The organism is Methylobacterium sp. J-070, assembly GCF_022829385.1.
Taxonomy (GTDB): domain Bacteria; phylum Pseudomonadota; class Alphaproteobacteria; order Rhizobiales; family Beijerinckiaceae; genus Methylobacterium.
The window spans coordinates 1-24,359 of record NZ_JAKSXX010000254.1 but is presented as its reverse complement, the minus strand read 5'-3'; the positions used below and the strand labels follow the sequence as shown (position 1 = coordinate 24,359).

Genomic DNA, 24,359 nt, shown 5'->3' with positions numbered 1-24,359 from the left:
CCTATCGCCGGGATCATGAGCTTGTAGAGGGAGAAGCCCAGCGTGCCCCAGAGCGGCCACTGCAACGTTTGGCGGAACCGCTCGGGGTCAGCTCCGCCGAGAACGGGGCAGAGGACGCCTAGCATCAGGCGGCCCAGCAGGTAACCGAGGGCGAGCGCGACCACCAAGACCGCGGTCCAGCCGATGATCTGCCAGACTTCGAGGTCACCCACTTGGGTCAGCAGCACCGGCGCGGTGCCGCGGATCCGACGGCGCAAGTCGAAGAACAGGGAGGGCGGCACCGGCAGCTTGCGACCGGCCAGCTCCGGCAGGTCTTCCGCAACGACGTAGATGTCGCGCGCGCGCGCCACGGTCTCGCCTGTGAACTTCCAGCTGGCGTCTTTGCCCGTGCCGACCGGCGCGATGACGATGCGGCCCTCCGCATGCTTGAACACCAGATAGGGCTCGGTCGATTTCCGGTCGTCCGAGATTTCCTGTGGCTCGACGATGCCGACACGGTTGAGAATGCCATTGAGGTAGCGCGCGCTCAGGTCGCCGGCGTAGTCGCGCACCGCATCAGGCACCTGCGAGAGGTCCAGTGCGGCACGCGCCTGGGCGGCTCCGCCCGTATCCCAGTCATAGAACGCGCGGTAGAAGCTGCGCATGGCATCGCGCGCGCTGTGCCGCTCCCTGTAGTCCTCCGACAGCGGAAACTGGCCGCCCGAACGCGCGAGCAGCGCCTTGCGCGCCGCGTCCAACGTCGACTCGTCCGGATAGCTGATGAACCACCTGCCGTCCCGGCGCACGAAGGTCAGCGGCAGCGCGGCGTCGGTGCCGGACTGCGGCAGCTTCGTCTGGAAGTCGTCACCCGCGACCGAGGCGTCCGGCAGCGTGAATAGTCGCACGGTCGTTTGGTCGACGAGTTGGAAGAGCGCGCGTGCTCGGTCGACCTTCTGCTCGGGCGGCAACGTGTCGTTGCCGGTCCCGAAATCGAGCACGGACGCGGCGCGGGCGTAGTAGTCCGGTTCGTCGTAGCGCGCCGTGTTGCCGGCGCGAAGAAAGGTCTGCAAGGCCGCCCGCGGCGACACCTGTCGGACATTCACCGTCGCGCCTGCGCCCTCGACGCGCTCTCCGGTCCACCACTCGCCGCTGTCGTAGCGCCCGACGAAGGTCCGGCCGTCCGGCGCCAGCACGAATTCGACCCGGCCGCCATGCTGACCGCGGCTCCATCGGCCCTTCAGGATCTGGCCCTCGACGTGTCCGTCGATCTTGCCGTTATAGGAGGGGTAGTCACCGTGGACCTCGGCCCCATCCTGCTTCAACTCCATCCGCGCACCGCCATCCTGCCAGCGTGTGTCCCAGGAGCCCGTCCAGTCCGGGGCGGCCACGGCCTGCGCGACCTGACAGCAGAACCCGAAGGCGAGAAGCGCGCTGCCAAAGACGGGTCTCACGACCTGTGATCCTCCCTGGTCGCGCGTCCCGTTTGGGGGGCGCGCCGACGGTACGACGTGTCGAGATCGGCTCGTCAGGGCTCGACCAGCTTGTTGCGCACCGCGTAGCGGACCAGGGCGGCCGTCGTCTCCAGGCCGAGCTTGTGCATGGCGGAGCCCCGATGGGTCTCGACGGTCTTCAGGCTGATGGCGAGCGCCTGGCTGACCTGCTTGCTTGAGTGGCCCTCGGCGATGAGTTGCACCACCTCGCGTTCGCGGCAGGTCAGCGTGTCGAGTGGCGCGCTCCCCCCGGGGTGGGCCAGGTAGTGGGCGAGCAGCGCCTCGCTCACGCGCTCCGTGAAATAGGGCTGGTGGCGGGCCAGCGCGTCGACGGCGGCGATCAGGTGCTGGTCGGCGTCGGATTTCAGCAGGTACCCCCGCGCGCCGGCGCCCAGCACGTCGCGCACCAGCGCGTCGCTCTCGTGCATGGTGTAGACGAGCACCTCCGTCCGCGGGCTGGCCTCCCGAAGGCGCCGGGCCAGTTGGGACCCGTTCATGGCCGGCATCGAGTAATCGATGACCGCGACGTCCGGCTTGTGTCGTTCGGCGAGGTCGATGGCCTCGGTCCCGGTGTTCGCCTCGGCGACGACCTCGAAGCCCCCGCGGCCCTCCAGGATGGCCCGGACGCCGCGCCGGACGGCGATGTGATCGTCCACGATCAGGATGCTTGTCGTCACGAGATGTCGACCTCCCGCGTCGTGCCCGGCATGCCGAAGGCCCGCCGCCCCGGGATAGGCTGCGGGCTCGCTTCCTTCAGCCATCAGGCCCCTCTCGCCCGCCCTCTGCAAGCATCGGTGCCCATCTCACGATGACCCGATCCGCGAAGGCGCACTTCCCTTCAGGACTTCGTCACCAACGGCCTCGGCTCCGGCGCGGCCCTCGGGGGAGCCACCCAGAGCGGGAACGACACCTCCAGGAAGCCGATGGTGCCCTTGAAGCGGTTCTCCACCTCGATCTCGCGCAACACCTTCACCCGCGCCGTGACGGGAATGCCGGCGAACGGCGCGGTCAGGCCGAGCGTCCCGCCGACCGCCGTGACCCGACCCTTGAACGGTCCGACCTTCGCGCCGGACCCGGTGTCCGCCGTGATCTGCTGGTAATGCGAGGCGATGACGCCGACCGACAGCTCCTTCGTGAGGTACTTCGAGGCCGAGGCGTCGACGTGGAACTCGTTGCCGGTCACGTACTGCGTCGCCGGGTTCTTGCCGTTGAGGGTGAAGCCCGCCGCCGCGGAGAGCTCGATGCCCGTGGCCGGGTCGAGGTAGGTGCCGGCCGCCGAGAGGTCGCCGATGTAGCGGTTGAGGGCGATGTTCGAGAGCTGCCCGGGCTCGTACCCGCCGCCCGGGATGCTGAGCGTGCCGGCCACCTTCCAGTGCCAGGTGCCCGAATGCCACCCCAGGCTGGCGGAGACGATGGGGTCGCCGGGGTTCAGGGTCGCGTCGAAAACGCTCGCGCCCACTGGACCGCCGCGCCTCTGGTTGACCAGCGGGCCGTCGAGCAGCACGCCCGCGCGCACCGCCGGCTCGCCGAAGGGCATCACGAAGGCGAACGCCAGGTCGCCGCCGAGGACCTGGACCGGCGTGACCCACAGGGCCGTCGCGAAGTCGGCCACGATGTTCGCGTTGACGTTCGCGACGACGTTGCCGCCGAGCTGGTTGGTGCGATTGCCGCCGATCTTCCCGCTGTAGAAGTAGGTGGTGCTGTCGAAGTAGAGGCCCGGCGGCGGCACGACGCCCCCGAGGGGGACCGCTTGCCCCTCGATGTAGAAGCTGAGGCCGCCTTCCGCCGCCTCGGCCGGGACGGCTCCGGTTGCGATGCCCCCGAGAACCAGGCCACCGACGAGGTGACGCGCTAAGGACTTCATGCCCGCCCCCGAGCCTGCTCCATCGACAGGTTGCAGTGTCCCCGCCTGACCCGTCCGTTGGCAATCAGGGAAAACCCGGAGCGGGCTCGATTAAAACCCTGATGTGTTCCGCAACCCACGGGCAGGCTCGCCGAGGCTGTGTGGCTCGGCCATCGCTGCGTCCGCCGACCCTCTCGGGCACCTTCATATAAAAATACGGCAAATCCGGTCAGGATGCGTTGCAGCTTCCGGCCTAAACTCGCGTTGAAGTTGCATTGTAGGCCGCCTCTTGGCCAGTTTCCCGCTGGAAACCCGGACGTCATCAGGGAGGCTCGGCCGTGAAAACCCGGCGACCGAGACGGGACGGGGCAAGGGCCGCTTCCGGCCGGGTTGCGGCTGCTTCGGATGCCTCGGGCGGGATGGGGTTGCACGGCCCGCGGCTCGCGCCACCTTTGTCCCGGCTGGCATGGGTCCTGACCGCTGGCGCAATCATCGCAACGACGTCCGTCTGGTTGGTCACCGCCCGGGACGCCGCCCTGGCGGGCGCGCGCGAGGACGTCGCCCGCATCGCCAGTCAGGGTGCCACGTACGTGGACAACGTGGTCGAACTGACCGACCAGGTGCTGGTCAGGCTTGCGCGTGGCACGTCCGAGGCCGAGCGGGGAAACCAGGCACTCGGTGGGTCCTGCGCGTCTCCGCCCTGCGCCGATCACGAGCGGTCGGCCAAAGCCCTGCGCATCGCGTTCGCCAGGGCCAATGGTGACGTGATGCTCCCAGGCTCCGACGCGCCGCAGGGCAGCTTGGCGGATCGGGACTACTTCTCGGCATTGAAGGCAGCGGACGTCGGCCTGTTCGTCGGAACGCCCCGAAGGGAGCCCAAGGTCGAGGGCACCTACCTGCCGTTGGGCCGTCGCCTGCGATCCGAGGGCGAGGGCTTTCACGGAATCGTGGCGGCGAACGTCAACGTCGAAATGGTGCGCATCTTCTTCCAGGGACTGGGGACCGGCACCGTGGACCGCATCGCCTTGCGCGACGCCCGTGGCGAACTGCTGATCGGCTGGCCGGTAGACTGGCAGGTGGGAGGCGCGGGGCGGGAATGTGGCCCGTCCGATCCGGCGACAGGCGACATCGTGGATACGAGACGGCTGAGGGCCGGAGGCCTCTCGGTCGAGGTGTGCCGCTTCGCGGACGGCGCCTTGCAGGCCTGGCGCGGGCAGGCGCTGCTCGGGGCCGGCGCAGCGCTCCTGCTGCTGCTGGCGCCCGCGCTCGCCTTCCCGACGCTGCACCGGCGCCGGGACCGGCGGATGCGCCAGCAGAGGGGCCTGCGCGGGCTCGTCGTCGAAGCCTTCGACGTGCAGTTCATCATCGCGGCCAAGCCGGGCGGGACGTTCGTGCTTGAGGCGCTCACCTTCAACCGGAACCTGGGATGGGGCGGCGCTCCGGCCCGGCTGGTCGGCCGGACGACGGGTGAGCTGTTCCCGGCGGGGGACGCCGAGCAGATCGAGGCCGAGTACCGCTCGGTGCTGGCCTCGGGCGAGACGCGGCGCAGCGAGCGCAGAATCAATCTCGGCGGCATGCAATTCGTGTGGAGCACCGTTCTCGTCCCGCTGCGCGATGTCGATGGCGGCGGAGGCTACATCTACGGCGGCGCGACGGACCTGGCCGGGGACGGCTCCCCGGAGGTCGGGCTGCGCCGCTTCACGGAGAGGGTGCTGCGGCGCGAGGACAACGAGCGCCGCCGCATCGCGCGCGAACTGCATGACACGACCGGCCAGAACCTGATCGCCGCCGGATTCGAACTCGGGGTGGTCGAGCGTGGTCTCGTCGAGCCGACCGCGAAGGTCCGAGCCGCGCTGATGCAGGCCCGTACCCTGATCGACGCCAGCGTGGCGGAGGTTCGGACGTTATCCTACGTCCTCCACCCGGCGCTTCTGGACGAGGCGGGCTTGTGCGTCGCGCTGGCGACGCTCGCGGAAGGTTTCGAGAAGCGGGCCGGCATCCGCGTTTCGGTCGAGATCGAGGACGCCCTCACCGTGCGTCGTTGGTCTCCGGAGGTCGAACTGGCGCTCTATCGGGTCGCGCAGGAGGCGCTCACGAACGTGCAGCGCCATTCCTCGGCCAAGGAAGCTCGCGTCGTCCTGGACGCCTGCGTTCCGGGACACCTGCGGCTCGTGATCGCGGAAGGCGCCGGAGACGGGCCGGGCGGCATTTCCGTTCCGCCCGCAGTCGAAGGCGCGGGCATCCGGGGGATGAGGGACCGCCTTGAGGCACTCGGCGGGTCGTTGGCCGTCGCACGGCGGCCAACCGATTTCCGGATCACCGCGATGGTACCGGACGGTGCCGGTCCCATCTGACGGCACGCCGGCTTACCTGCGGAAACGACCGCCGCCACGGAAGCCGCGACCGCCCCCGTGGAAACCCCGATAGACTCCGACACGCCGCCCGTAGACGCCGCGGCCGCCGTAAACGCGACCGCCATACACGCGCCGCCCGTAGACAGCCCGCCCACCGTAGACCGCCCGACCGCCGTAGACGACGCCGCCGCGGTAGTAGCCCGGGGCACCGTAATAGCCGCCGTATACGTTCGGCCGACAGCCGCCGTAGGGGCCGCGGTGGAAGCCGATGCCGCAGCCGCCGGCGGCTTGGGCGGCGCCGACGCCGATCCGTCCCCGGTCGAGCGAACCCGTGGCGAGAAGCGCGCCGAGCGCCAGGATCGCGAGTGTCATCGGTCTCAACGGTTTCATGGCGAGCTCCCGAACGAGGGACGCCAAGTTATGGGACGAGGCGACCAAGACCTATCGGGGAGAACCCGGGGGGACGACGGGAATTACCCCGAGGCAATGGCTCAGGGCCCCCCACCGCCACTCGCACACGCGGGCTAATCACCCTTCAGGACCTTGTCAGCCTTCGCGTCGACCTTCTTCCTGTCTGCCGCCGAGAGGTTGCCAGCCTTCTCCTGCTGGGCGGCCCGCGCCTTTGCGTTCCTGCCAATTGCATCGACCGCAGCTATAGGTTGACCGCCGCGGCATGGTGGAAACAATTATTTCGGCAGTCAGCACGAGGACACGTCTTGATTAGTCTCAGTGTTGTAAGATATTAAGTGAACTTACATTTCCATGATGGGTTATATGTTCGATAATCGAGGACAATAATAGCAGCAGCACAAATGTCATCATGGGATATATGGGATATCTAATCGCTGTCGACAGAAAACTTGGATGATTTGGCGGTTGCATGAGCTTGAAAATAGGAGCGGATGCGGGATAGCAGGTCTGCTGACGCGACGGTGTCGGTACCAACACTTGCCGCAATAGCACGGTCGAGGACAAGCTGTCCTTGCCGTGCCGACATCTCAAGTTCGTGAACGATTTCTGGTTGTGCCGCCAGTATTGGAGCCGCAACATCTGCTTTGAGTTCATAAACAACAGACGCGGCAATAGCGCGTACGGTTGCTCCATGTGGCGCGCCTGTCAACAGGCCGATCTCACCGATGTAATCGCCCGGTCCAATGCGCCCCACGATCGAGGCTCCCGCATCCGCCGTTCGCGAAACCTCCAGCACGCCAGAGATCACGATAAAGAGTGAACCGTCTTGGTTTCCCTCCGCGAACAGAACATCATCCATGTTCAACGTTCGCTTGACCGTCCCTGCGGCAAAGGCAGAGATCTGTTCGGCTGTGAGGAATTGAAAGAATGGAATGTCGATTGCTCGTAGGCTGTCCTCCAAGGATCCCGGCATCTGAAGCTCGGCACCTACGATGTGGGCAGATCGAAACTGCCGAAGGATCTGGATCAGGAGCGCGCTGCGAGCCGATGCCACGTTGTGGCCGTCGCCTACGGAGAACGCGACATGATAGATGTTAAATCGCTTTCCCACGTCAGACATGAGGATGGATGGCGGCGGTTCTGTCAGAATGCTCGGACAGAGGAGAAAAGCGTTGCGCGCCAGATCAATGATCCGCTCGGGCTTGATCGAGGCGATACAGGGTATACGAAGAACTTCCCGGCGAACTGGTGTCGGCACACTGCGGTTGATGATGCGCGATTTCGCCGCGAGGCTGTTCGGCACGGTCGCGAGATCGGCGCCATCGGTCTGGACCCGCACGGATCGCCAGTTGACTTGAACAACTGTGCCTTCGGTCTGCCCATCCAAGATGACACGGTCGCCGATCATGTACGGCTGCTCGAGACTGACGGCAATGCCGGAAAAAACGTCCGAGAGCGTGCTTTGCAGGGCGAGGCCAAGAACGATGGCAATGACGCCAGAGGTCGCGACGAGCGCTCCGATCGGTAGACCCAACACCGTGCCCACGATCGTCAGGGCTGCCGCAAGATAGAGCGCTCCCGCGATCAGGTCCGGGATCAGCCTGGCCCCGTGAGCCGAACTGCGGCTGCGGAAGACTTTTCGCATCGTCTCAACGCCGACTTTGGCCGCGAGCAGCCACCAGAACGCGACCTCGATCTGCTGACCGAACAAGCTGCTTCGGCTCTCGGTGTTGAAAAGAGGCTTCAGGGGCGAGCCGACCTGCCCCAGCACATCGAACGTCAAAGTCGCCAATAACAGAGCAGCCACGACCAGCCGTGTCCACGCCGATAGTCTCCCGGCCATCCCCAGCCAGATCAATGTTGCCGCAAGTAGAAGTCCTGCGATGACAGTGTGCGGCATATCTGTCCTCTTACTCTGTTCCGGCGACCTGTTTGCTCCGGAAGGCAGAACGGGATGGCGAGGGTGGATGCTACGCCCCCCAGCATCATCGACTATGTTCACCCCCCTTCTGCACCACGCCGCGCCGACAAGGTGATCCACGCTAGAAGGTACTTCGCGGGCAGCTCAGCGTGCGGTGACTGTATCCGACGAAGACAATCGTCCGGTCGCGAAGGCCAGTGTGGCGGCTGCAATCAAGGCCGTACCGTGCGCCTCGGCTTGCGCGATCCGTGCGGACGAGAGCGCGCGTTGGGCTTCCAACGCTGCAGTCAGGGTACCTGCGCCACTCCTATAGGCCGACAGGCCCGCATCATGGGCGGTCGCAGAGGCGCTCACCAGTGCCGACGCGGCCTGGTGCGCCGCGAGGCTGCTGCGCACGGCATCGTCGGCGGCTACGATCTCGGTAGCGGCCGCTTGCTCGAGCCGCAGCACCGTCGCTTCCGCCGCGTCCGCCCGCGACTGCGCCTCACGCACCCGCGCCTCGCGCACGCCGCCGTCGTAGAGCGGTATGACGACGCCGCCCAGGATCGTGGCGTTGTTCAGGCTGGATGAGACCCGGCCGAGGCTGGTGTTGCCGACAAGCGGAATCGAGGTCGAGGATGGCGAGGCAGACGAAAGGGAACCCGATGCGCCGAGCGCGGGCGTGGTGGGCAGCGACGTGATGTTGAGGTTGCCGTTCAGGTAGGTGTCGGAGGCTTGGACGAATATCTTGGGGAACAGGTCTGCCCTGGCCGCGTCGATGCCGGCCTGTGCCGAGCGCGCGGTCACATAGCTCGCCTGGATGTCGGGCCGACGTGCCATTGCCTGCGCCAGGATCCGGTCGACGGGTGCTTGCGAAGCGGATGAGAGCTGCCGGCGCGATACGTCCTCGACCTTTATCACCAGCATTGGTTGTAGGCCGGCCGCAGCAAGCAATTGATGGTAGCTGTCGCGCTCGGCGTTGCGAGCCTGAACAACGCTGAACTCAGCCTGCGCCACGGACTGTCGCGCTTGAGCCGTCTCGATGGTGGTGCCGACGCCGCTCTTGAACCGGTCCGATGCAGCATCAAGGAGATGGACGCTGTCGGCCCGCGACTGCTCGGCAATCGCCGTACGCCGCCGGGCCGCGCTATACTCGAAGAAGTTACGGCTGACTGCGTAGATGATCCGCTGGTGCGCGCCGTTGAAGGCGATGTTGCTCGCCAGCGTCAGATCCTGGGCCGCCCGCTTGAGGGCGTCGCGCTCGCCGAAGTCGAAGATCAGCCATTGCAGCGCAACGCTCGGCACGGCACCGGACAGAGTGTTGCCGACCTTGGTGACAGGCAGGTTGGCGATCTGGGTCGAACCGGTTTCGCGCTGCCCCCCTCCGACGGCGGTGGCGGTCAGCACCGGTAGGTAAAGCGCCTTCACCATACCGACGCCCAACGCCGCTTGACGGGCTCGTTCCCAGGCGATGCGGGTGTCTGGATTGTTGGTCTGCGCAAGGTCGATCAGTTCGGCCAGCGTATAGACGTGCTGCGACTCGATCACCGGACTCTGCCCGGAGCTGATCGGCAGGCCAGGCATCGGCGGCAGTCCGAAGTCCCGGGCGCCCGTCGGGGTGATCCTCGGCTGCTCGACAATGCCCGGGACGCCGTCGACAGCGGCCGTCAGCTTCGGCTTGAACGGCACGTCCGGCGCCTCGGGCGCCAGCACGAGGGAGGAACTGGCACAGCCGGCGAGCCAGAGGATCACGGCCAGCGCGGCTGCGGCGGATATCGGGCGCGGGCATCCGTCGCGGCGACTAGGCACGCGCGGCCTCCCGGTCCCGGAGGAGACGTCGGTAGCGCGTCAGCGTGACGCCGACCCGGCCGACTTGGTCGTGCAGGGACAAGATCGCCGCGGCCCGGCCCGGGCGCAGACCGACGAGGTCGACGCGTGTCGGCGCGCAGCCAGCGTCCGCCGCGCCGCCCTCCGATCCCCGCCCGGCGAGCTCAGCCGCCAGTTCGCCGAGCCGTCCCTCGATCCGCGCGCAGGCGGCGCGCGACGCGCCTTCCTCAGCGGATCCGGGTTCGGGCGGCGGGTAGGCGGCCAGACGCCCGAGGTCGTCGACGAGGGCCCGCAGCGCCTTCATACTTAGACGGGTTGCCTGCCGCTGTAGGCGGCCGTCGCGGAAGCGCAGGGCCTCGTAGCCGAACGCCTCGCCCTCTGCCCGAAGCTTGTCGAGCATCGCCTCGGCGTCGGCGAGCGCCGCGGCGGCGGCGAGGTCGGAGCGGCCCTGTCCGAGGGCAGCGAGCACGCCGTGGCACCGCTCGACCAGCGTGAGAATGTCGGCGCGCAGCCGAGCCAGGATCGAAACGGGGTAGATCGTGGCGAAGATCGCGTAGGTGACGACATCGCCGTAGAGGATGCCGATGATGCGATCGCGGGCCACCGTGAGGTCGAATTTCGGCTCGGCACCCTGGAGCAGGCACAGGAAGAACGCGAAGGCCGCCTGGAAACCGATGTAGGACACGCTCGGGCGCCCGACCGCGACCCAAGCGGCCGGCAGGGCGGCGAGGAACACCACGCTCATCAGGGCGGTGATCGAGGTCAGGCCGGGCAGCACGAACACGATCGCCGCAAGCCCGAAGGTCGCACCGATCAGGCAGCCGAGGATGCGCAACACGAGCTTCTGCGTGGTCTCGCCCAGCGAGCCCAGCGCGACGATGAAGCAGGTCACCAGGCAAGTGCCGATGCTCGACCAGTCGAGGATGGTGATGGTGAGGTAGCAGATCGTCACCGCTGCGGCGCCCTTGAAGGCGTGCACGGCCACTCTTGAGGTGGCGAAGGCTTCGGGGGCGAAGAAGCCGCCTTTCCGCGGTGAGGCCGGCGCGCCCGGTCTCGCCCCATCCGCATGACCGGGTACCGGACAACCCGACACGACCGCTTCCATCGCAGCGCACAGCAAGGCGAGCCGCGCGGCCGGGTCGCCGGTCGAGTCCCGCGGTTGCTCGGGCGGTGCGCCGTCCGCGGGCCGCACGAGGCGCGGCATACGCGCGACCGCCTCGGCGAGGCGATCGAGACGCGCGGCGAGGTCGTGCCGGCCCGGTGCCCGCTCCCGGACCACGGCCGCCGCGACCAGGGCGGCCGCGAAGGACAGCTCCACGAGCCGCCTGAGACGAGCCTGCGTGTCCTTAGGCTGCCGATGGAGCAGCCCGATCATCTTCAGCGCGGTCAGCATCGGCGCGTTGCCGCCGTCCAGCGCCCGGACCACACGCTCGCGACCATCCCAGCCATCGTCGTCGAGAGCCCGCGCGATCGTTCTGAGCCGGGTGCCGATCTCCCGGCGCAGCACGGTCTCCGGATGGCGGCCGAAAGCGAGGCTGTAGGCGATGAAAACCAGGAGCGGTGTCCCGGCAAACAACGCGGTGTAGAGCAGCCCTCGGGTCTGCGCCTCGCCGAGCGGGACGGAGCCGAGTTTGTACAGCCCATCGGCGACGACGAGGCCCAGAGTGCCCGCCAGCGGGGCAAGCTTGCTTCCAACCGCCAGGAAGAAGAAGACGAAGGCGACCGCGGCGATGACCAGGGGATGGGTGGCGGGCGCATTCGCCGTCAGATGCACGAGCCCGAGGATCGCCGACAGCGCCAGTGTGATGGCGATCAGGAAGACGACCGCCGTGACAATGCTCTGTCCCGAGTTCTCCTTGGCGACGAAGAAGATCAGGTAGGTGCTGAGTGCCGGGTCCGGCATGCCGTAGGTCATGACGACCAGCACCACCAGGGTGCATGCGCAGGCGATCTCGACCGCTCGGCTCGCGCGCCCAGGGTATGGGTCGAGGAGGTCCGATAGGAAGCTGGGGTGGCGGGAGGCGTACGGCCTCAGCATCTGTCCCCCGGCCTGATCTGTACCAGCGCCGAGGCGCCGAGCCGCATCAGATGCTCGGGCGGGTCGACCAAGCGGACGCGCACCGGGAAACGCTGATCGACGCGCACCCAGTTCACCGACTTGGCGACGTAGGGCACGCCGCGGGGGAGATCTGTGCGGTCGCCATCCTTCACGCCGAAGCCGATGCCATCCACGCGTCCGTGGATGGCGGTGCGGCGGTCGATCAGCGAGTAGGCCACCGCGCAGGAGCCGACTGCGATGGCGGACAAGTCCGTCTCGCGAAAGTTGGCTGAGGCGAACCACTCTTCGGTCACCACCAACGTGAACAGCGATTGCGCCGGGCTGATGGTCTCGCCGCTGCGCACCGACAGGCCGGTCACGCGCCCATCGTGGGGCGCGCGCACGGTAGCCTCGCGCAGGTCGCGTTCGGCCAGCGCCAGGGTTGCCCGCCGCGCCTGGACGGCGGCCTCTGCCTCGTCGGTCGTGTTGATGGTGGACTTGGCGGCGGCGGCCTGGAGGGTCGCCTGTGTGTAGGCGACCTCGGCCTTACGCTTGGCCGTCTGCGCATCGTCGACCTGCTGCACGGAGACGTAACCCTTGGGCAGCAGCGGCTGCAGCCGGCTCAGGGTGTTGCTTGCCAGTTGCAGCGAGGTGCGGGCCTGGGACACCTGCTCATTCGCCGAGGCGGCGTTGGAGGTCTCGCCCGACACGTTGCGACGACGCGTGTCGAGCAGGGCCTCGGCCGCCCTGAGATCGGCCTCGGCCAGGGCGACCCGCAATCGGAACGGCTCGGGATCGATCTCGAACACCACGTCGCCGGCCCGAACGAGCTGGTTCTCGGTGATCGGCAGCCGCACGATCCGTCCGGCCACGGTCGGCGCCAGGTGAACCACGTCGGCGTCGATGCTGGCATCGTCGGTGTAGGGGTTGAGGCGGAGTTCGCGCAGGTAAGAGAGCAGTCCGGCCGCGGCCGCACCGATCACGACCGCGGCGATGAGGCGTGCGAGGCCGGTCCGGATACCTCGTCCGCGCGCCACCTCAGCGGCCTCCGAACAGGCCGAGCCACAGCCAGAGTGCCGAGGCGGTGCCGAAGGCGGCGTAGGTGGGCAGACGCAGGGGCATGACGTCGTCGAGGCCCGTGGCGATCAGGCCGCCCCGGAAGACGAAGGCGGCGACGATACCCATGGCGGCGCACAGGAGCCACGCGGGGAAGTGGGCGCCGAACAGGTCGTACGAGGGCGCGCCGTCCAGACTGCAGCCCCCGGCGCCGAGGCAGATCGCGGCGCAAGTGCCGAGCCTGACGCGCGCCGCCGCCCGCCCAGCCGCACGCGCGCTCGTTACATCGAGGACCCTAGTCGACATGGTTTCATGGTGCCGAATTGGGTGACGAATGCAATATGACCACCGGGTTCTCGGGATATAATACTTTCTTAGCATGCGGGTTATCCGCTTGGCGTTGCCGATTCTCCACAAAACCGCGTTGCAATCGGCCTGCGAAGCGGGGCATTGCTGATGCGGATAGGCCGACGGGTCGGCTCCATCTTGCAGGCGAGGGGTCCCGCGGTGAGCGCGCTGTTTGACGGGATCCTCAGCCGCGATCAGATCCGCACGCTGATCAGCGTCGCCGAACAGGGCAGTTTCCATCGCGCCGCGGCGCAGCTCGGCGTGCGGCAGCCGGCGATCAGCCAGCAGATCAAGCGCCTGGAGGAAAACCTCGGGCGCCGGCTGTTCGACCGGACACCCACCGGCGTCTCCCTGACGCTCGATGGCGAGGCGGTGCTGATCTACGCCCGCGCCATGGCCCAGCTCGGTGCCGAGATGAGCCGGCATTTCAGCCGACCGATTCGGGAGACGGTGATCCGGATCGGCATCGGGGAGGAGTTTGGCCGCACCGCCCTGCCGGCCGTGCTCGCCCTGTTCGCGCGCATGCACACCGGCTTCCGGTTCGAAGCGCACTGCACAAACCCGAGCCGGGCGCTGTTCGGCATCCTCGACGACGGCGCCCTCGACGTCGTCGTCGCCCGGCAGGACCCGGAACGGTCTCTCGGAGAAACGGTCTGGGTCGAACCGACGATCTGGGCCGGGCGGCCGGATCTGACGCTGTCCCCGGCCGATCCCGTTCCCCTCGTCCTTCCGAACGCGAGCACGCTGCGCGATACCATGTTGGCAGCCCTGACCACGGCGTCCCGCCCGTGGCGCGTTGTGTTCGAGGGCGGATCGCTCGCCCTCTTGGAGGCTGCGGTCCGAGCGGGACTGGGTGTTTCGGCTTGCACAGCCCGGCTGGACCTCACGCAGATCGTTCCGGTCGGTGCGAGCGCGGGGCTGCCCGCCCTGCCGCCTTCGGTGTTCGTCCTCGAGCGAGCACTGTCGGCCAAGCCAGAGCAGGTCGATGCGTTCTGCGACGTGCTGCGGACGGCGGCACAGCTCTCGTTGGCCGATGTTCGGCAGGGCGATAATCAAGGCCCTGAATGGTAGCTTCGTTGCCGTATTCGCATTTCGCAAAAACTCCGTGCAAGGCTTACACGACGGACGCGTGACGCTTGTCGGACCGGCGCACCGTCTTGCCGTGCGAACAAATGGTTCACGTGTACGCGTCATCGAGTGGATACGGATGATGTAGACGACGCGTCGAGGATGCCGCCTGCCTGCATCTCATCAGGTTTTGCGCGCACGACCGCTCGCGAGCCGGCCCATCGTGAGCGCGCAAGCTCCGAAAGGCCGGCCATGCCACAGTCGGATCAGCACCAGTTCACTCTGATTGCGAGGGTGCATCAATACGTACGGCCTCAACAAAATCCATGCCCTGATCCAAATCATATAAAATTTCAGAATGCAATGGAAGGTCGAATTTTCGGTGGCCCTTACAGCTTATTGCCAGCGATAACTCTGAAGTTATCTGGGAAATAATACGAGTAGACTTTCTTGAGAGATCGTCTCTACAAGCTTGGGCGAGGCGCCTTGCTCCCTTAAACGGACCGATGCGGGTCCGCGGCAACTCTGCCGCTACCGCTTAGGTTCGACGTTGGCGCCCCCGAATGGCGGGGACGGGCGCAGCTACGCCGGACTTGAGACCCGTGGTTGGTTGCGCGCGATGGTGTCGATCTATCAGGATAAGGGAAATACTTCGGTGCCAAGCCTCCGCCTACGCGAGGACTTAAATCGCTCGAATGCGCGTGGTAATGAGTGTCTTCTCCTGCAATGGATGTATGAAAGTCCCTGGCGGAATCCCGTGTGTTCAGACGGGTCGGATCAGCCAAAGCCGGCCGAGGAGACGATGGACATGCCCGGCGCATCGGATGTCGATGAGATGCACGTTCTCGTCCTGCAGGGCGGCGGGGCGCTAGGCTCCTACCAGGCCGGCGTCTACGAGGGTCTATGTGCGGATAGCCGTCCGCCGGACTGGGTCGCGGGCATCAGCATCGGTGCCATCAACGCAGCGCTTATCGCCGGCAACCCGCCGGAGCGGCGCACTGAGCGGCTGAAGGCATTTTGGGATAAGGTGTCCTCGGGCTTGCAGGGCGTGCCGGTCCTGCCGGGTGACCGGGCCCGCGCCTGGTTCAACGAAACCAGCGCTGCCTTGATCGCCGGCTTTGGAGCGCCCGGATTCTTCAGTCCCCGCTGGCCGCCGGCCGCATTCTACCCGCCGGGTGCACCCGAGGCGCTCAGCCTCTACGACGCCTCCGCGTTGAAACGCACCCTGGAGGAGCTCGTCGACTTCGACCGCATCAATGCCGGTGAGACCCGCCTGAGCGTCGGCGCCGTCAACGTGCGCACCGGCAACTTCGCCTACTTCGATAACCGGCGTGACCGGATCCGGCCTGAACACATCATGGCGTCGGGGGCTCTGCCGCCTGGGTTCCCGCCGGTCGAGATCGACGGCGAGCACTACTGGGACGGCGGCCTCGTCTCGAACACGCCGCTGGAATACGTCCTCGAACAGGAGCGGGCCCGGGATCTCCGGATCTTTCAGGTCGACCTGTTCTCGGCCCGGGGGCCGATGCCCCGGACGCTCCTGGAGGCGGCCGAGCGCGAGAAGGACATCCGCTTCTCCAGCCGCACCCGCCTCAACACCGATGCCGCCCTGCGCATGCGAAAGGCAAAGGCCGCGTTTCGACGCTTGGCCGAGCGGCTTCCGCCGGAGCTGCACGAGGATCCCGACGTCGCCTTCTTGGCCGAGGTCAGCCACGAGAGTGCGGTCACGATCATGCAGGTGATCTACCGGCGCAAGAATTACGAGAGCAACGCGAAGGACTACGAGTTCTCGCGCCAGACCATGTTGGAGCACTGGGCCGCTGGCCTCGGCGACGTGCGACGGGCCTTCCGCCACCGTGGCTGGATGGACCACGGTCGCCGCGCGGATGGCATCACGGTCTTCGACCTGACCCGCGACGCCCGTGACTGACCCCACCAGCGATGCAGGAGACAAGGCTATGACGCGTGACGAGATCCTCCAGGCCCCTTCGATGCCCGCCTTCAGCCCGAGCTACCCGCGCGGGCCGTACCGCTTCATGCGGCGCGAATACCTGATCATCACCTACGAGACCGACCCGGACGCCCTGCGCGCCGCCCTGCCGGAGCCGCTCGAACCGGCGCCCGGGAACCTCGCCTTCTATGAGTGGATGAAGATGCCGGACTCCTCGGGCTTCGGCGACTACGAGGAGAGCGGCTCGGCCATCGTCGCGAGTTATAGGGGCGAGCCCTGCAACTTCTCGGTCCAGATGTACCTCGACGACGAGCCGCCGATCACGGCTGGTCGCGAGATCTGGGGCTTTCCGAAGAAGTACGGCGTGCCGCGGCTGGCCGTTAAGAAGGATACCCTGACGGGCACGCTGCACTACGACGAGGAGCGAGTCGCGATGGGTACGATGACCTACAAGCATCGCAGCCTGGAGGACAGCCTCGACGCGGTCCGCGAGGGCATCGGGCATCTCAACGTCAACCTGAAGCTCATCCCGGACGTCGACGGATCCCCGAAGGTCGCGCAGCTCGTCGGTTACCGGCTGCGAGACATCACCGTTCACGGCGCCTGGGAGGGCGACGCCCGGCTGCACCTTATCCCGCACGTCAATTGCCGCGTCGCCGATCTTCCCGTCCGTCGGATCGTGCGGGCCAGGCATCAGGTCGTCGATTTCACGCTGCCCTACGGCGAGGTCCTTCACGACTACCTGGCCTGACGCAGACTGGATCACCCGACACGGAGACTGACATGTCCTTGAAGAGCAAGTCCGCCGTGGTGACCGGCTCGACGAGCGGGATCGGCCTCGCCATCGCCCGGGCCCTCGCGGGCGAAGGCGCCAACATCGTCCTCAACGGTTTCGGAGAGCCCGACCAGATCGAGCGCGCGCGGTCAGGCATCGAGTCCGAGTTCGGCGTGAAAGCGCACTATTCCGATGCCGACATGACCAAGCCCGACCAGATCGCCGCCATGGTGCGAGAGGCCGAGCAGCGCTTCGGCTCGGTCGACGTGCTCGTTAACAACGCCGGAATCCAGTTCGTCTCGCCAATCGAGGATTTCCCGGGCGACAAGTGGGAGCGGATCCTTGCCATCAACCTTTCCTCGGCGTTCTACGGCATGCGGGCGGCCATCCCCGGCATGAAGGCGCGGGGCTGGGGACGGATCATCAACACCGCATCGGCCCACTCGCTGGTCGCCTCGCCGTTCAAGTCGGCCTACGTTGCGGCTAAGCACGGCATCGCCGGGCTGACGAAGACCGCGGCGCTCGAACTCGCGGCCCACCACGTGACGGTGAACTGCATCTCGCCCGGCTACGTCTGGACGCCGCTCGTCGAGGCCCAGATCCCCGACACTATGAAGGCCCGCGGCCTGACCAAAGAGCAGGTCATCCAGGACGTGCTCCTGAAGGCGCAACCGACCAAGGAGTTTGTCACGGTTGATCAGGTCGCGGCGCTCGCGCTGTTCCTCTGCTCGGAGGCCGCAAGCCAGATCACCGGCGCCAACCTCACGATGGATGGTGGCTGGACCGCCGAGTAACCCTATGCGCCGAGGCCGGCACGAGTGCCTCAGTCTGCCCGAAGCGATATCTCTCGGACTGACCCGATGCACGCCTCCCTCTGTCGTCTTCCGCGCGAAATAAAAGTTCCGTATTGCTCTTCCGGTTGTAGGAAAGGGTGCCGGCTATGCGACTGTCGACGCGCTTCCGGTTTGTGGTGACGACGTGGCTCGCAGCCGCGGCCCTCGCGATGTCGGCCGGTTGGCATGAGGCGTGCGCCGCGCCGCGAGGTGGTTTCTCCGACATGGCCGGATCCTGGTCCGGCTCCGGTCGGGTCGACTCGGCAGGCGGCAGCGAGACGATCCGCTGCCGCGCCCGCTACGGGGTCGCCGACGGGGGGATGCGCGTCGAGCAGCACCTCGTTTGCGCGAGTGCGAGCTATCAATTCAACATTGAGTGCCGCGCGAGCGATGCCGACGGGCGGGTATCGGGCAACTGGTCCGAGACGACGCGGAACGTCTCCGGCGCCCTGACGGGGGCCCTGGAAAACGGGCGGCTCCAGGCGATCGTGAGTTCGCCGATCTTCAGCGCCGGGCTGAGCCTCGTCACCCGGGGCGGCACGCAGGAGGTGGTGATCACCCCGCGGGACAACGACGTCCGGCAGGTCAGCATCCGCCTGCGTCGAAGCTGACGGCGCGCGGGCGCCTGGCGGCATCGATGACCGGCACGGAACCAGGGCCCGGGCGCCGGGCACCCAGCGCAGGAAGGCCGCCTGTGGGCAACGAGACCTCGGAGCCGCGCGCGCGCGGGGGCAAGCCGCCGTCGATCGGCCTCGGCGCGGAGCGCCTCGGCCTCGTATCCCTCCGCCACCCGGTCGCGATCGGCGTCGCGGCCGCCGCCCTGATCATCCTGGGCTTGCTGGGCATCCGCCGCCTCGAAGTCGACGACTCGCTCAGCCAGCTCTTCCGGTCGGACAGCGCCGAGTTCCGGCAGTACGAGGCGGTCTCGAAGCAGTTCCCGTCCAGCGAGTACGACGTTCTGGCGGTGGTGACCGGACCGGTGCTGGATCGGACGTCGATCGAGGCGCTCCGCAGCCTCGCGACCGACCTTCAGCTGGTCGACGACGCGCGCGGCCTCGTGTCGATCTTCTCGGCCCGGACCGCGCCGACGAGCGGCCGTTTGCCCGCCCCGCTGTTCCCGGAGCCGTTGCCCGAAGGGCAGGCCTATGACCGCCTCGTCGAGGCCGTCCGGTCCAACGAGATCCTCAAGGACAAGCTGCTGTCCTCGAACGGCGCGCTCACCCTGATGGTGCTGGCCCTCGCGCCCGATGCCGTCGAGAGCGACCGCCTGGCCTCGATCGTCGGTGAGATCCGATCGGTGGTCGACACCGACCTGGCGGGCACCGGCCTGAAGGTCCAGCTCACGGGCGTGCCCGTGATGCAGCTCGAGATCCGCCACGCGATCGAGCGCGACCGGGTCCTGTACAACGTGGCCGGGCTGCTGGTCGGCTGCCTCATCGCGGTCGTCTTCTTCCGCCGCGTCTCGTTCATGCTCGTCGCGGCGGGGCCGCCCCTGGTGTCGATCCTGCTCGCCCTCGGGGCGTTCGGCTGGCTCGATCTGCGGCTCAACATCTTCCTGAACATGATGACGCCGCTGATCATGGTGATCAGCTTCTCGGACAGCATGCAGCTCACCTACGACGTCCGGGCACGGCTGATCGCCGGGATGGGCAAGCGGGAGGCCATCCGGGACGCCCTGCTCGTCGTCGGGCCGGCATGCGTCCTGACCCACGCGACGGCCGCGATCTCCTTCATCGCCCTGCAGGCCTCGGAATCGGATCTGATCCGCGACTTCGGCAAGGCGGGCCTGCTCGCGACGGCAATCGCCCTCGTGGCGGTGCTGACGCTGATGCCGGTGCTCAGCCTCCTGCTGCTCCGGCGGACCGACGCGTTCGCCGAGAAGGCCCGGAAGGCCGATCCGGGCGTGGGCGGCCTCCGGCGCTTCTGCGCTCACATCGCCGGACGCATGGTCGACCGCCCCGGGCTCTACACGGCGCTCGGCCTGGCGTTCACCGCCCTGCTGGCGATCGGCTACCTGCAGCTGCAGCCCCGTTACCGCCTCGCCGACGAGGTTCCCGGCCACGAACAGGCCGTCCCGGCCAGCGACCAGCTCGATCGCGACCTGACCGGAGCGAACCCGATCGACGTCATGATCCGGATCCCGCCGGGCGAGGATCTGTACTCCGCGCGGACGCTCGCGGTCATCGCCGAGGTCCACCGGATGCTGGCGCAGCAGCCCGGGGTGGGCAACGTGTGGTCCCTCGAGACGCTGCGGATTTGGCTGGCCGAGAACGGCCTGCGCTCCGACGCGGGCACGATCAAGGGATACGTCGAGGCCCTGCCGAACTTCCTCGTCCGGCGCTTTGTCTCCGCCGACGACAAGGCGGTGCTCGTCACCGGCCGCGTGCGCGACATCGACGCGAGCCATCTGCTCCCGGTCGTGCGCGCGCTCGACCGGGCACTCGTCCCGGTCCGTCAGGGCAACCCTGGATACACGGTCGAGGTCACCAGCCTCTCGGCCATCGCCGCGCGCAACAGCGCCCGCATGATCGACAAGCTCAGCCGCGGTATCACGGTCGAGGTGGTGTTCATCGCCGCGGCCCTGGGGCTCGTCTTCCGCTCCGTCCGGGTGATGGTCGCGAGCATCCTGCCGGCGATCTTCCCCGTCGTGGCGACCGGGACTCTGCTCTGGCTCACCGATGACGGGCTGCGCTTCGCGAGCGTCGTGGCGCTGACGGTGTCGCTCGGACTCGGCCTGAGCGCGACCATCCACTTCCTCAACCGGATGACGCTGGACCTCGCGACGACGGACCGGCCGGAGCGCGCCGTCGAGCAGGCGACGGTGCAGATGGGGCCGCCCCTGATCCTGACGACGGTCGTGCTGAGTTGCGCCTTCGCGATCACGGTGCTGTCGAGCCTGCCGATGCTGCGCCTGTTCGGGTGGCTGAGCGCGTTGGCGATGCTGTTCGCGCTCGTCGCCGACCTGCTGATCCTGCGGCCGGCGATCGCGTTGCTCTATCGGAAACACCGCGCCGGTTAATCATCAAGATCGATGTCCGCTTCGGAGATGCTGCCGAGTTGCGCGGAATGGCCGGGTCGGCTCGACCCGACGTGTCGGCTCGCGGCATGGCCGGCAGGATGCCCGTGCCTTCGCAGGCCAGAACCTCCTCGCCGCTGTAGTAGCCGCGATCGGCCAGGACTGTGATCTCCCCCGCGTCGGTGGCCTGCTTGGCCCGATCGCCCATCGGCACGAGCTGGGTTCGGTCGTGGCCCTCGTTGACGACCTCATGGGCGACGACGAGATGATGCTCGGGCTCGACGGCGATCTGGACGTTGTAGCCGACGATGCCGGTGCCGCGCCCGCTCGTCGCCATCGAGCGGGCGTCCGGGTCGGTCCGCGACACCTGTCCGTCGTCCGCGGTCTCCACCTGCGCCTGCATCTCGCGCAGGAAGGCCATCTGTCGGCGCAGGGCGGCGATCTTCTCACCGATGCGCTGCGTCCGTGCCTCGGGGACGTCGCTGTCCTCCCTATCCGCCCGGTCGAGCGCCGCGAGGTAGCGGGCGATGCTGGCCTCCACCTGTTCCAGGCGCTTGGCGACCTTGGCCACGGTGCAGTTGCGGTCCCGGTTGTTGACCGCCTTGAACTTCGACCCGTCCAAGGCGACGGTCGCCCCGGCGAAGAGCCGCAGATCCCGGCACAGCATCACGAACTGCCGACAGGCCGCCTGGATCGCAGGCCCGTTGTCGCGCCTGAAGTTGGCGATCGACTTGGGATCGGGAGCCAAGCGGCCGGTCAGCCACATCACCTCGATGTTGCGCTGGGCCTCACGCTCAAGCCGCCGGCTCGACGGCACGCGGTGGAGATAGCCGTAGAGGTAGAGCTTCAGGAGCGTGGCCGGATCATAGGCAGGCCGTCCCGTCGCCGCGGGCTCGAAGCGGGTGAAGCCGAGGGCGCCCAGATCGAGTTCGTCGATGAAGACCTCGATCACCCGAACCGGATTGTCGGCGGTGACGTAGTCGTCCAGCGAACTGGGCAACAACCAGGACTGCCGACGGTCCTGTCCTTCGACGAACCGACCCATGCTGGCCTCCGCAAGTGGGGCCGCAAGTCTATCTCAGGAGGGACTTTTGACACAGCCTCGACCCATGGCAGGACTTCGGAAGGATTCTCACCAGCTGTCGGGTTGTTCCAGCGTGACCAAGCCCGGCCTCCTACCCCTCTGACCTCAGGCATGTGGTCACCAAGTCAAATTTGGACCATCCCCCCATCAACGAACAGCTCGACGCCGTTGACGAAGCTGGATGCGTCTGAGGCTAGAAAAAGGACGGCCGCAGCGACGTCCTCCGGTCGGCCGATCCGACCCGAGGGTATGCTCGCGAGCATCTCCGTCTTCACCGTCTGGGCTTGATCGCCGCTGCCGAACAGCTCGGTCAGCCCGGCCGTGTCGGTCACGCCGGGGCTTACGACATTGACCCGGATGTGCCGGTCCTTGAGGTCGAGGATCCAGTTGCGCGCGAAATTGCGCACGGCCGCTTTGGTCGCGCTGTAGACACTGAAGGCGGGCGTCCCGGCCGAGCTGGTGGTCGAACCTGTGAGAACGACGGACGCACCATCGCGCAAGAGCGGGAGCGCCTTCTGGACGGTGAACAGCACGCCCTTCACGTTGGTGGCGAAGATAGCGTCGAAGTGCGCCTCGTCGATTGCGCCGAGCGGAGCGAAGGCACCCCCACCCGCATTGGCGAAGACGACGTCGATCTTGGTATGGTCCTGACGGACAGTATCGTAGAGCCGGTCTATGTCGGGGAGCTTGCTCATATCCGCACGCACGCCGGTCACATTGCCGCCGATCGCCCTCACCGCTTCGTCGAGCGCCTCCTGACGGCGACCCGTGATGAACACCGCAGCACCCTCGGCTGTGAAGGCGTTGGCAGTCGCGAGCCCGATCCCGCTCGTGCCGCCGGTGACGACCACTACCTTGTTCTTGAACCTGTTCATGGTTCTTCTCCGAGAGTTTCCGCTGCAACTACCCAGTCGCTTAGCTCGTTGGGGATGCAGGCCTATCGACTCAGTGCCCTTTAGCGCGTCAATTTTTGACTGGGGCGGAAGGCCTCGCGTCTTCCCTGCATTCGGTCAGGGCCCGAACGTCGTAGCACTCGACCGCCGCCAAGGCCGTTTCGTTCGATGCCGTGAAGGTAGCCGAAGCGGTGCCGGCTGCTGATGTCGGCGCGGCGCAATCCGATGACTGGCCGGATCAAACGGCCTGTGAGCTGTCTGCCTGCGGGATTGGCGACACCGCATCCCGACGCAAGCTGCCCGGACGGACACCGTACTTGCGCAGGAACGCGCGGCTGAGCGCGGCCTGGGATTGATAGCCCACCTCGACCGCGATCTGGTCGAGCGAGCTCGTGTCTGTCCTCAGGCGGTGGCGGGCTAACCCGAGCCGCAGGTCGGCGAGGAACTCCAGCGGCGCCATGTCCACGGCCTTGCGGAAGGCGCGCACCAGGCTCGCCCGTGAGGCGGCGGCGATCGAGGCCAACTCGTCCAGTGTCCAGGCGCGCACAGGATCGCGCACCATCGCGAGCACCACCTGCGCCGTCACACGCTGCCCGATGAGCCGGAGCAGGCCCTCGGTCGACGTGGAGGCTTCGAGGTGGGCGCGCAGCAGCATGATGAAAAGCGCGCTGGCGAGATCTCTCGCGATGGCGATCGACCCGGGGCGGATATCGGTCAGCTCCGAGCGGATGCCGGCGACAAGGGGGCTGTATCGGCTGGCCAGAGGCTGCAGGCCGACCCGGAGCACGATCGTGTCGGGCAGCGCGGCCAAGATCAGGCTCTGCGGCGCACCTTCGAAGCTCAGCCGGCCGCAGACCAATTCGACGTCCGGCTCGACCCCGACGCTCGTCTTCAGCCGCAATTCACCGATCCGCCGGACCGTGGTCACGGACCGTGCAAGCCCGGCACTCTCAACTGCGCACGTGGTGTGGGCGTCGCCGTGCGGTAGGAGCAGGACGTCGCCCGCTTCGAGCTGCAGCAGGCCGGTCCCGCGGCGGTCAAGCAGCGCGCAGCCCTGCGTGACGATGTGGAAGTAGGCGTGGCCATTCGGCTCGGGTTCGTGCGGGGACGTCCAAGCCCCGCCCAGGCGGCACACGTCATCCAGCATGGGGCGCACGCGCAGGAGCGGCGCGAGCCCGCTCAGGGTATCATCCGTCATCCGCTCCGCCATGACGCCCCTCCGCGGCGAGCTTGATCCGCGCGGTCATGATCCTGCGCCGAGCCGGCATAGCGAGACCCAGCCCGAGCGATCATCCTTACGGCATCGAAGCAGGCGGCCCTGTCCGCACCCGATCCCGGCCTTGAACCGCAGCGTCCGACCCGCGTCCATGAGGGTCGAACACCGCCAATTTGGCAAGCATCGGACCTTTTGAACCAAGGAGCCTCGTCATGAACACGCAGATCCGTCAGGTCCTCGGGATCGTTTCGGGGCAAAGATCCAACCGCATCGGCCT

18 protein-coding genes and 1 pseudogene are annotated in these 24,359 nt (G+C 67.3%); 7 read left to right on the top strand and 12 right to left on the bottom strand.

What is annotated here, in order from left to right; all coding sequences use genetic code 11:
- From MKL01_RS30125 to MKL01_RS30115, 3 genes are all read right to left on the bottom strand, one after another.
- A partial coding sequence (locus tag MKL01_RS30125; RefSeq protein WP_243908860.1) for a hypothetical protein occupies positions 1 to 1,430 on the bottom strand: 1,430 nt, incomplete at its 3' end.
- A 74-nt stretch (positions 1,431 to 1,504) separates the two neighbouring features.
- The gene (locus tag MKL01_RS30120; RefSeq protein ID WP_243908859.1) at positions 1,505 to 2,230 is read right to left on the bottom strand and encodes a response regulator transcription factor; all 726 of its coding nucleotides are present in this window, start codon (positions 2,228 to 2,230) and stop codon (positions 1,505 to 1,507) included.
- A 77-nt stretch (positions 2,231 to 2,307) separates the two neighbouring features.
- Positions 2,308 to 3,333 carry a transporter gene (locus MKL01_RS30115; RefSeq protein WP_243908858.1) on the bottom strand — a complete coding sequence of 342 codons (1,026 nt, stop codon included), beginning with the start codon at positions 3,331 to 3,333 and terminating at the stop codon, positions 2,308 to 2,310.
- 398 nt (positions 3,334 to 3,731) lie between these two features.
- Between MKL01_RS30115 and MKL01_RS30110 the strand changes: the two genes are divergently transcribed.
- Complete coding sequence (locus MKL01_RS30110) at positions 3,732 to 5,666, top strand: histidine kinase (protein ID WP_243908857.1); 1,935 nt, start codon at positions 3,732 to 3,734, stop codon at positions 5,664 to 5,666.
- A 12-nt stretch (positions 5,667 to 5,678) separates the two neighbouring features.
- On the opposite strand, the gene MKL01_RS30105 is transcribed toward MKL01_RS30110, so the two are convergent.
- The 6 genes from MKL01_RS30105 to MKL01_RS30080 all read right to left on the bottom strand — a co-directional run bounded on the left by MKL01_RS30105 (position 5,679) and on the right by MKL01_RS30080 (position 13,204).
- Positions 5,679 to 6,056, bottom strand: coding sequence for a GCG_CRPN prefix-to-repeats domain-containing protein (locus MKL01_RS30105; RefSeq protein WP_243908856.1), 378 nt, complete (start codon positions 6,054 to 6,056; stop codon positions 5,679 to 5,681).
- A gap of 448 nt (positions 6,057 to 6,504) precedes the next feature.
- Positions 6,505 to 7,977, bottom strand: a complete 1,473-nt coding sequence (locus MKL01_RS30100; protein WP_243908855.1) for a mechanosensitive ion channel family protein — start codon at positions 7,975 to 7,977, stop codon at positions 6,505 to 6,507.
- Between the two features lie 165 nt (positions 7,978 to 8,142).
- Positions 8,143 to 9,729 carry a TolC family protein gene (locus MKL01_RS30095; RefSeq protein WP_243908854.1) on the bottom strand — a complete coding sequence of 529 codons (1,587 nt, stop codon included), beginning with the start codon at positions 9,727 to 9,729 and terminating at the stop codon, positions 8,143 to 8,145.
- 49 nt (positions 9,730 to 9,778) lie between these two features.
- Positions 9,779 to 11,842, bottom strand: a complete 2,064-nt coding sequence (locus MKL01_RS30090; RefSeq protein ID WP_243908853.1) for an FUSC family protein — start codon at positions 11,840 to 11,842, stop codon at positions 9,779 to 9,781.
- Positions 11,836 to 12,879 carry a multidrug transporter subunit MdtN gene (gene mdtN, locus MKL01_RS30085; protein WP_243908852.1) on the bottom strand — a complete coding sequence of 348 codons (1,044 nt, stop codon included), beginning with the start codon at positions 12,877 to 12,879 and terminating at the stop codon, positions 11,836 to 11,838. Before mdtN ends, MKL01_RS30090 begins: the two co-directional genes overlap by 7 nt.
- A gap of 1 nt (position 12,880) precedes the next feature.
- Entirely contained in the window at positions 12,881 to 13,204 is a 324-nt protein-coding gene (locus MKL01_RS30080) for a YtcA family lipoprotein (protein ID WP_243908851.1), read from the bottom strand.
- 150 nt (positions 13,205 to 13,354) lie between these two features.
- Here MKL01_RS30080 and MKL01_RS30075 point away from each other — a divergent pair, with 150 nt between their 5' ends.
- The 6 genes from MKL01_RS30075 to MKL01_RS30050 all read left to right on the top strand — a co-directional run bounded on the left by MKL01_RS30075 (position 13,355) and on the right by MKL01_RS30050 (position 20,892).
- Positions 13,355 to 14,317 (top strand): LysR family transcriptional regulator, encoded by a 963-nt coding sequence (locus MKL01_RS30075; protein WP_243908850.1) that lies wholly within the window; start codon positions 13,355 to 13,357, stop codon positions 14,315 to 14,317.
- Positions 14,318 to 15,122: 805 nt separating this feature from the next.
- Positions 15,123 to 16,244 (top strand): patatin-like phospholipase family protein, encoded by a 1,122-nt coding sequence (locus MKL01_RS30070; RefSeq protein ID WP_243908849.1) that lies wholly within the window; start codon positions 15,123 to 15,125, stop codon positions 16,242 to 16,244.
- A gap of 28 nt (positions 16,245 to 16,272) precedes the next feature.
- The gene (locus tag MKL01_RS30065) at positions 16,273 to 17,016 is read left to right on the top strand and encodes an acetoacetate decarboxylase (RefSeq protein WP_243908848.1); all 744 of its coding nucleotides are present in this window, start codon (positions 16,273 to 16,275) and stop codon (positions 17,014 to 17,016) included.
- 32 nt (positions 17,017 to 17,048) lie between these two features.
- Positions 17,049 to 17,834, top strand: coding sequence for a 3-hydroxybutyrate dehydrogenase (locus tag MKL01_RS30060; RefSeq protein ID WP_243908847.1), 786 nt, complete (start codon positions 17,049 to 17,051; stop codon positions 17,832 to 17,834).
- 263 nt (positions 17,835 to 18,097) lie between these two features.
- Positions 18,098 to 18,484 carry a hypothetical protein gene (locus MKL01_RS30055; RefSeq protein WP_243908846.1) on the top strand — a complete coding sequence of 129 codons (387 nt, stop codon included), beginning with the start codon at positions 18,098 to 18,100 and terminating at the stop codon, positions 18,482 to 18,484.
- Between the two features lie 26 nt (positions 18,485 to 18,510).
- Positions 18,511 to 20,892 carry an efflux RND transporter permease subunit gene (locus MKL01_RS30050; RefSeq protein WP_409566382.1) on the top strand — a complete coding sequence of 794 codons (2,382 nt, stop codon included), beginning with the start codon at positions 18,511 to 18,513 and terminating at the stop codon, positions 20,890 to 20,892.
- Between the two features lie 64 nt (positions 20,893 to 20,956).
- Here the strand turns inward: MKL01_RS30050 and MKL01_RS30045 are convergent.
- The 3 genes and pseudogenes from MKL01_RS30045 to MKL01_RS30035 all read right to left on the bottom strand — a co-directional run.
- Positions 20,957 to 21,934 (bottom strand): annotated as a pseudogene (locus tag MKL01_RS30045) (IS1182 family transposase); the annotation flags it as partial.
- Between the two features lie 164 nt (positions 21,935 to 22,098).
- Positions 22,099 to 22,848, bottom strand: a complete 750-nt coding sequence (locus MKL01_RS30040) for an SDR family oxidoreductase (protein WP_243908844.1) — start codon at positions 22,846 to 22,848, stop codon at positions 22,099 to 22,101.
- A gap of 256 nt (positions 22,849 to 23,104) precedes the next feature.
- A complete protein-coding gene (locus MKL01_RS30035) occupies positions 23,105 to 24,076 on the bottom strand; it encodes a cupin domain-containing protein (protein WP_243908843.1) in 972 nt (323 codons plus the stop codon).
- Between the last annotated feature and the right edge of the window lie 283 nt (positions 24,077 to 24,359).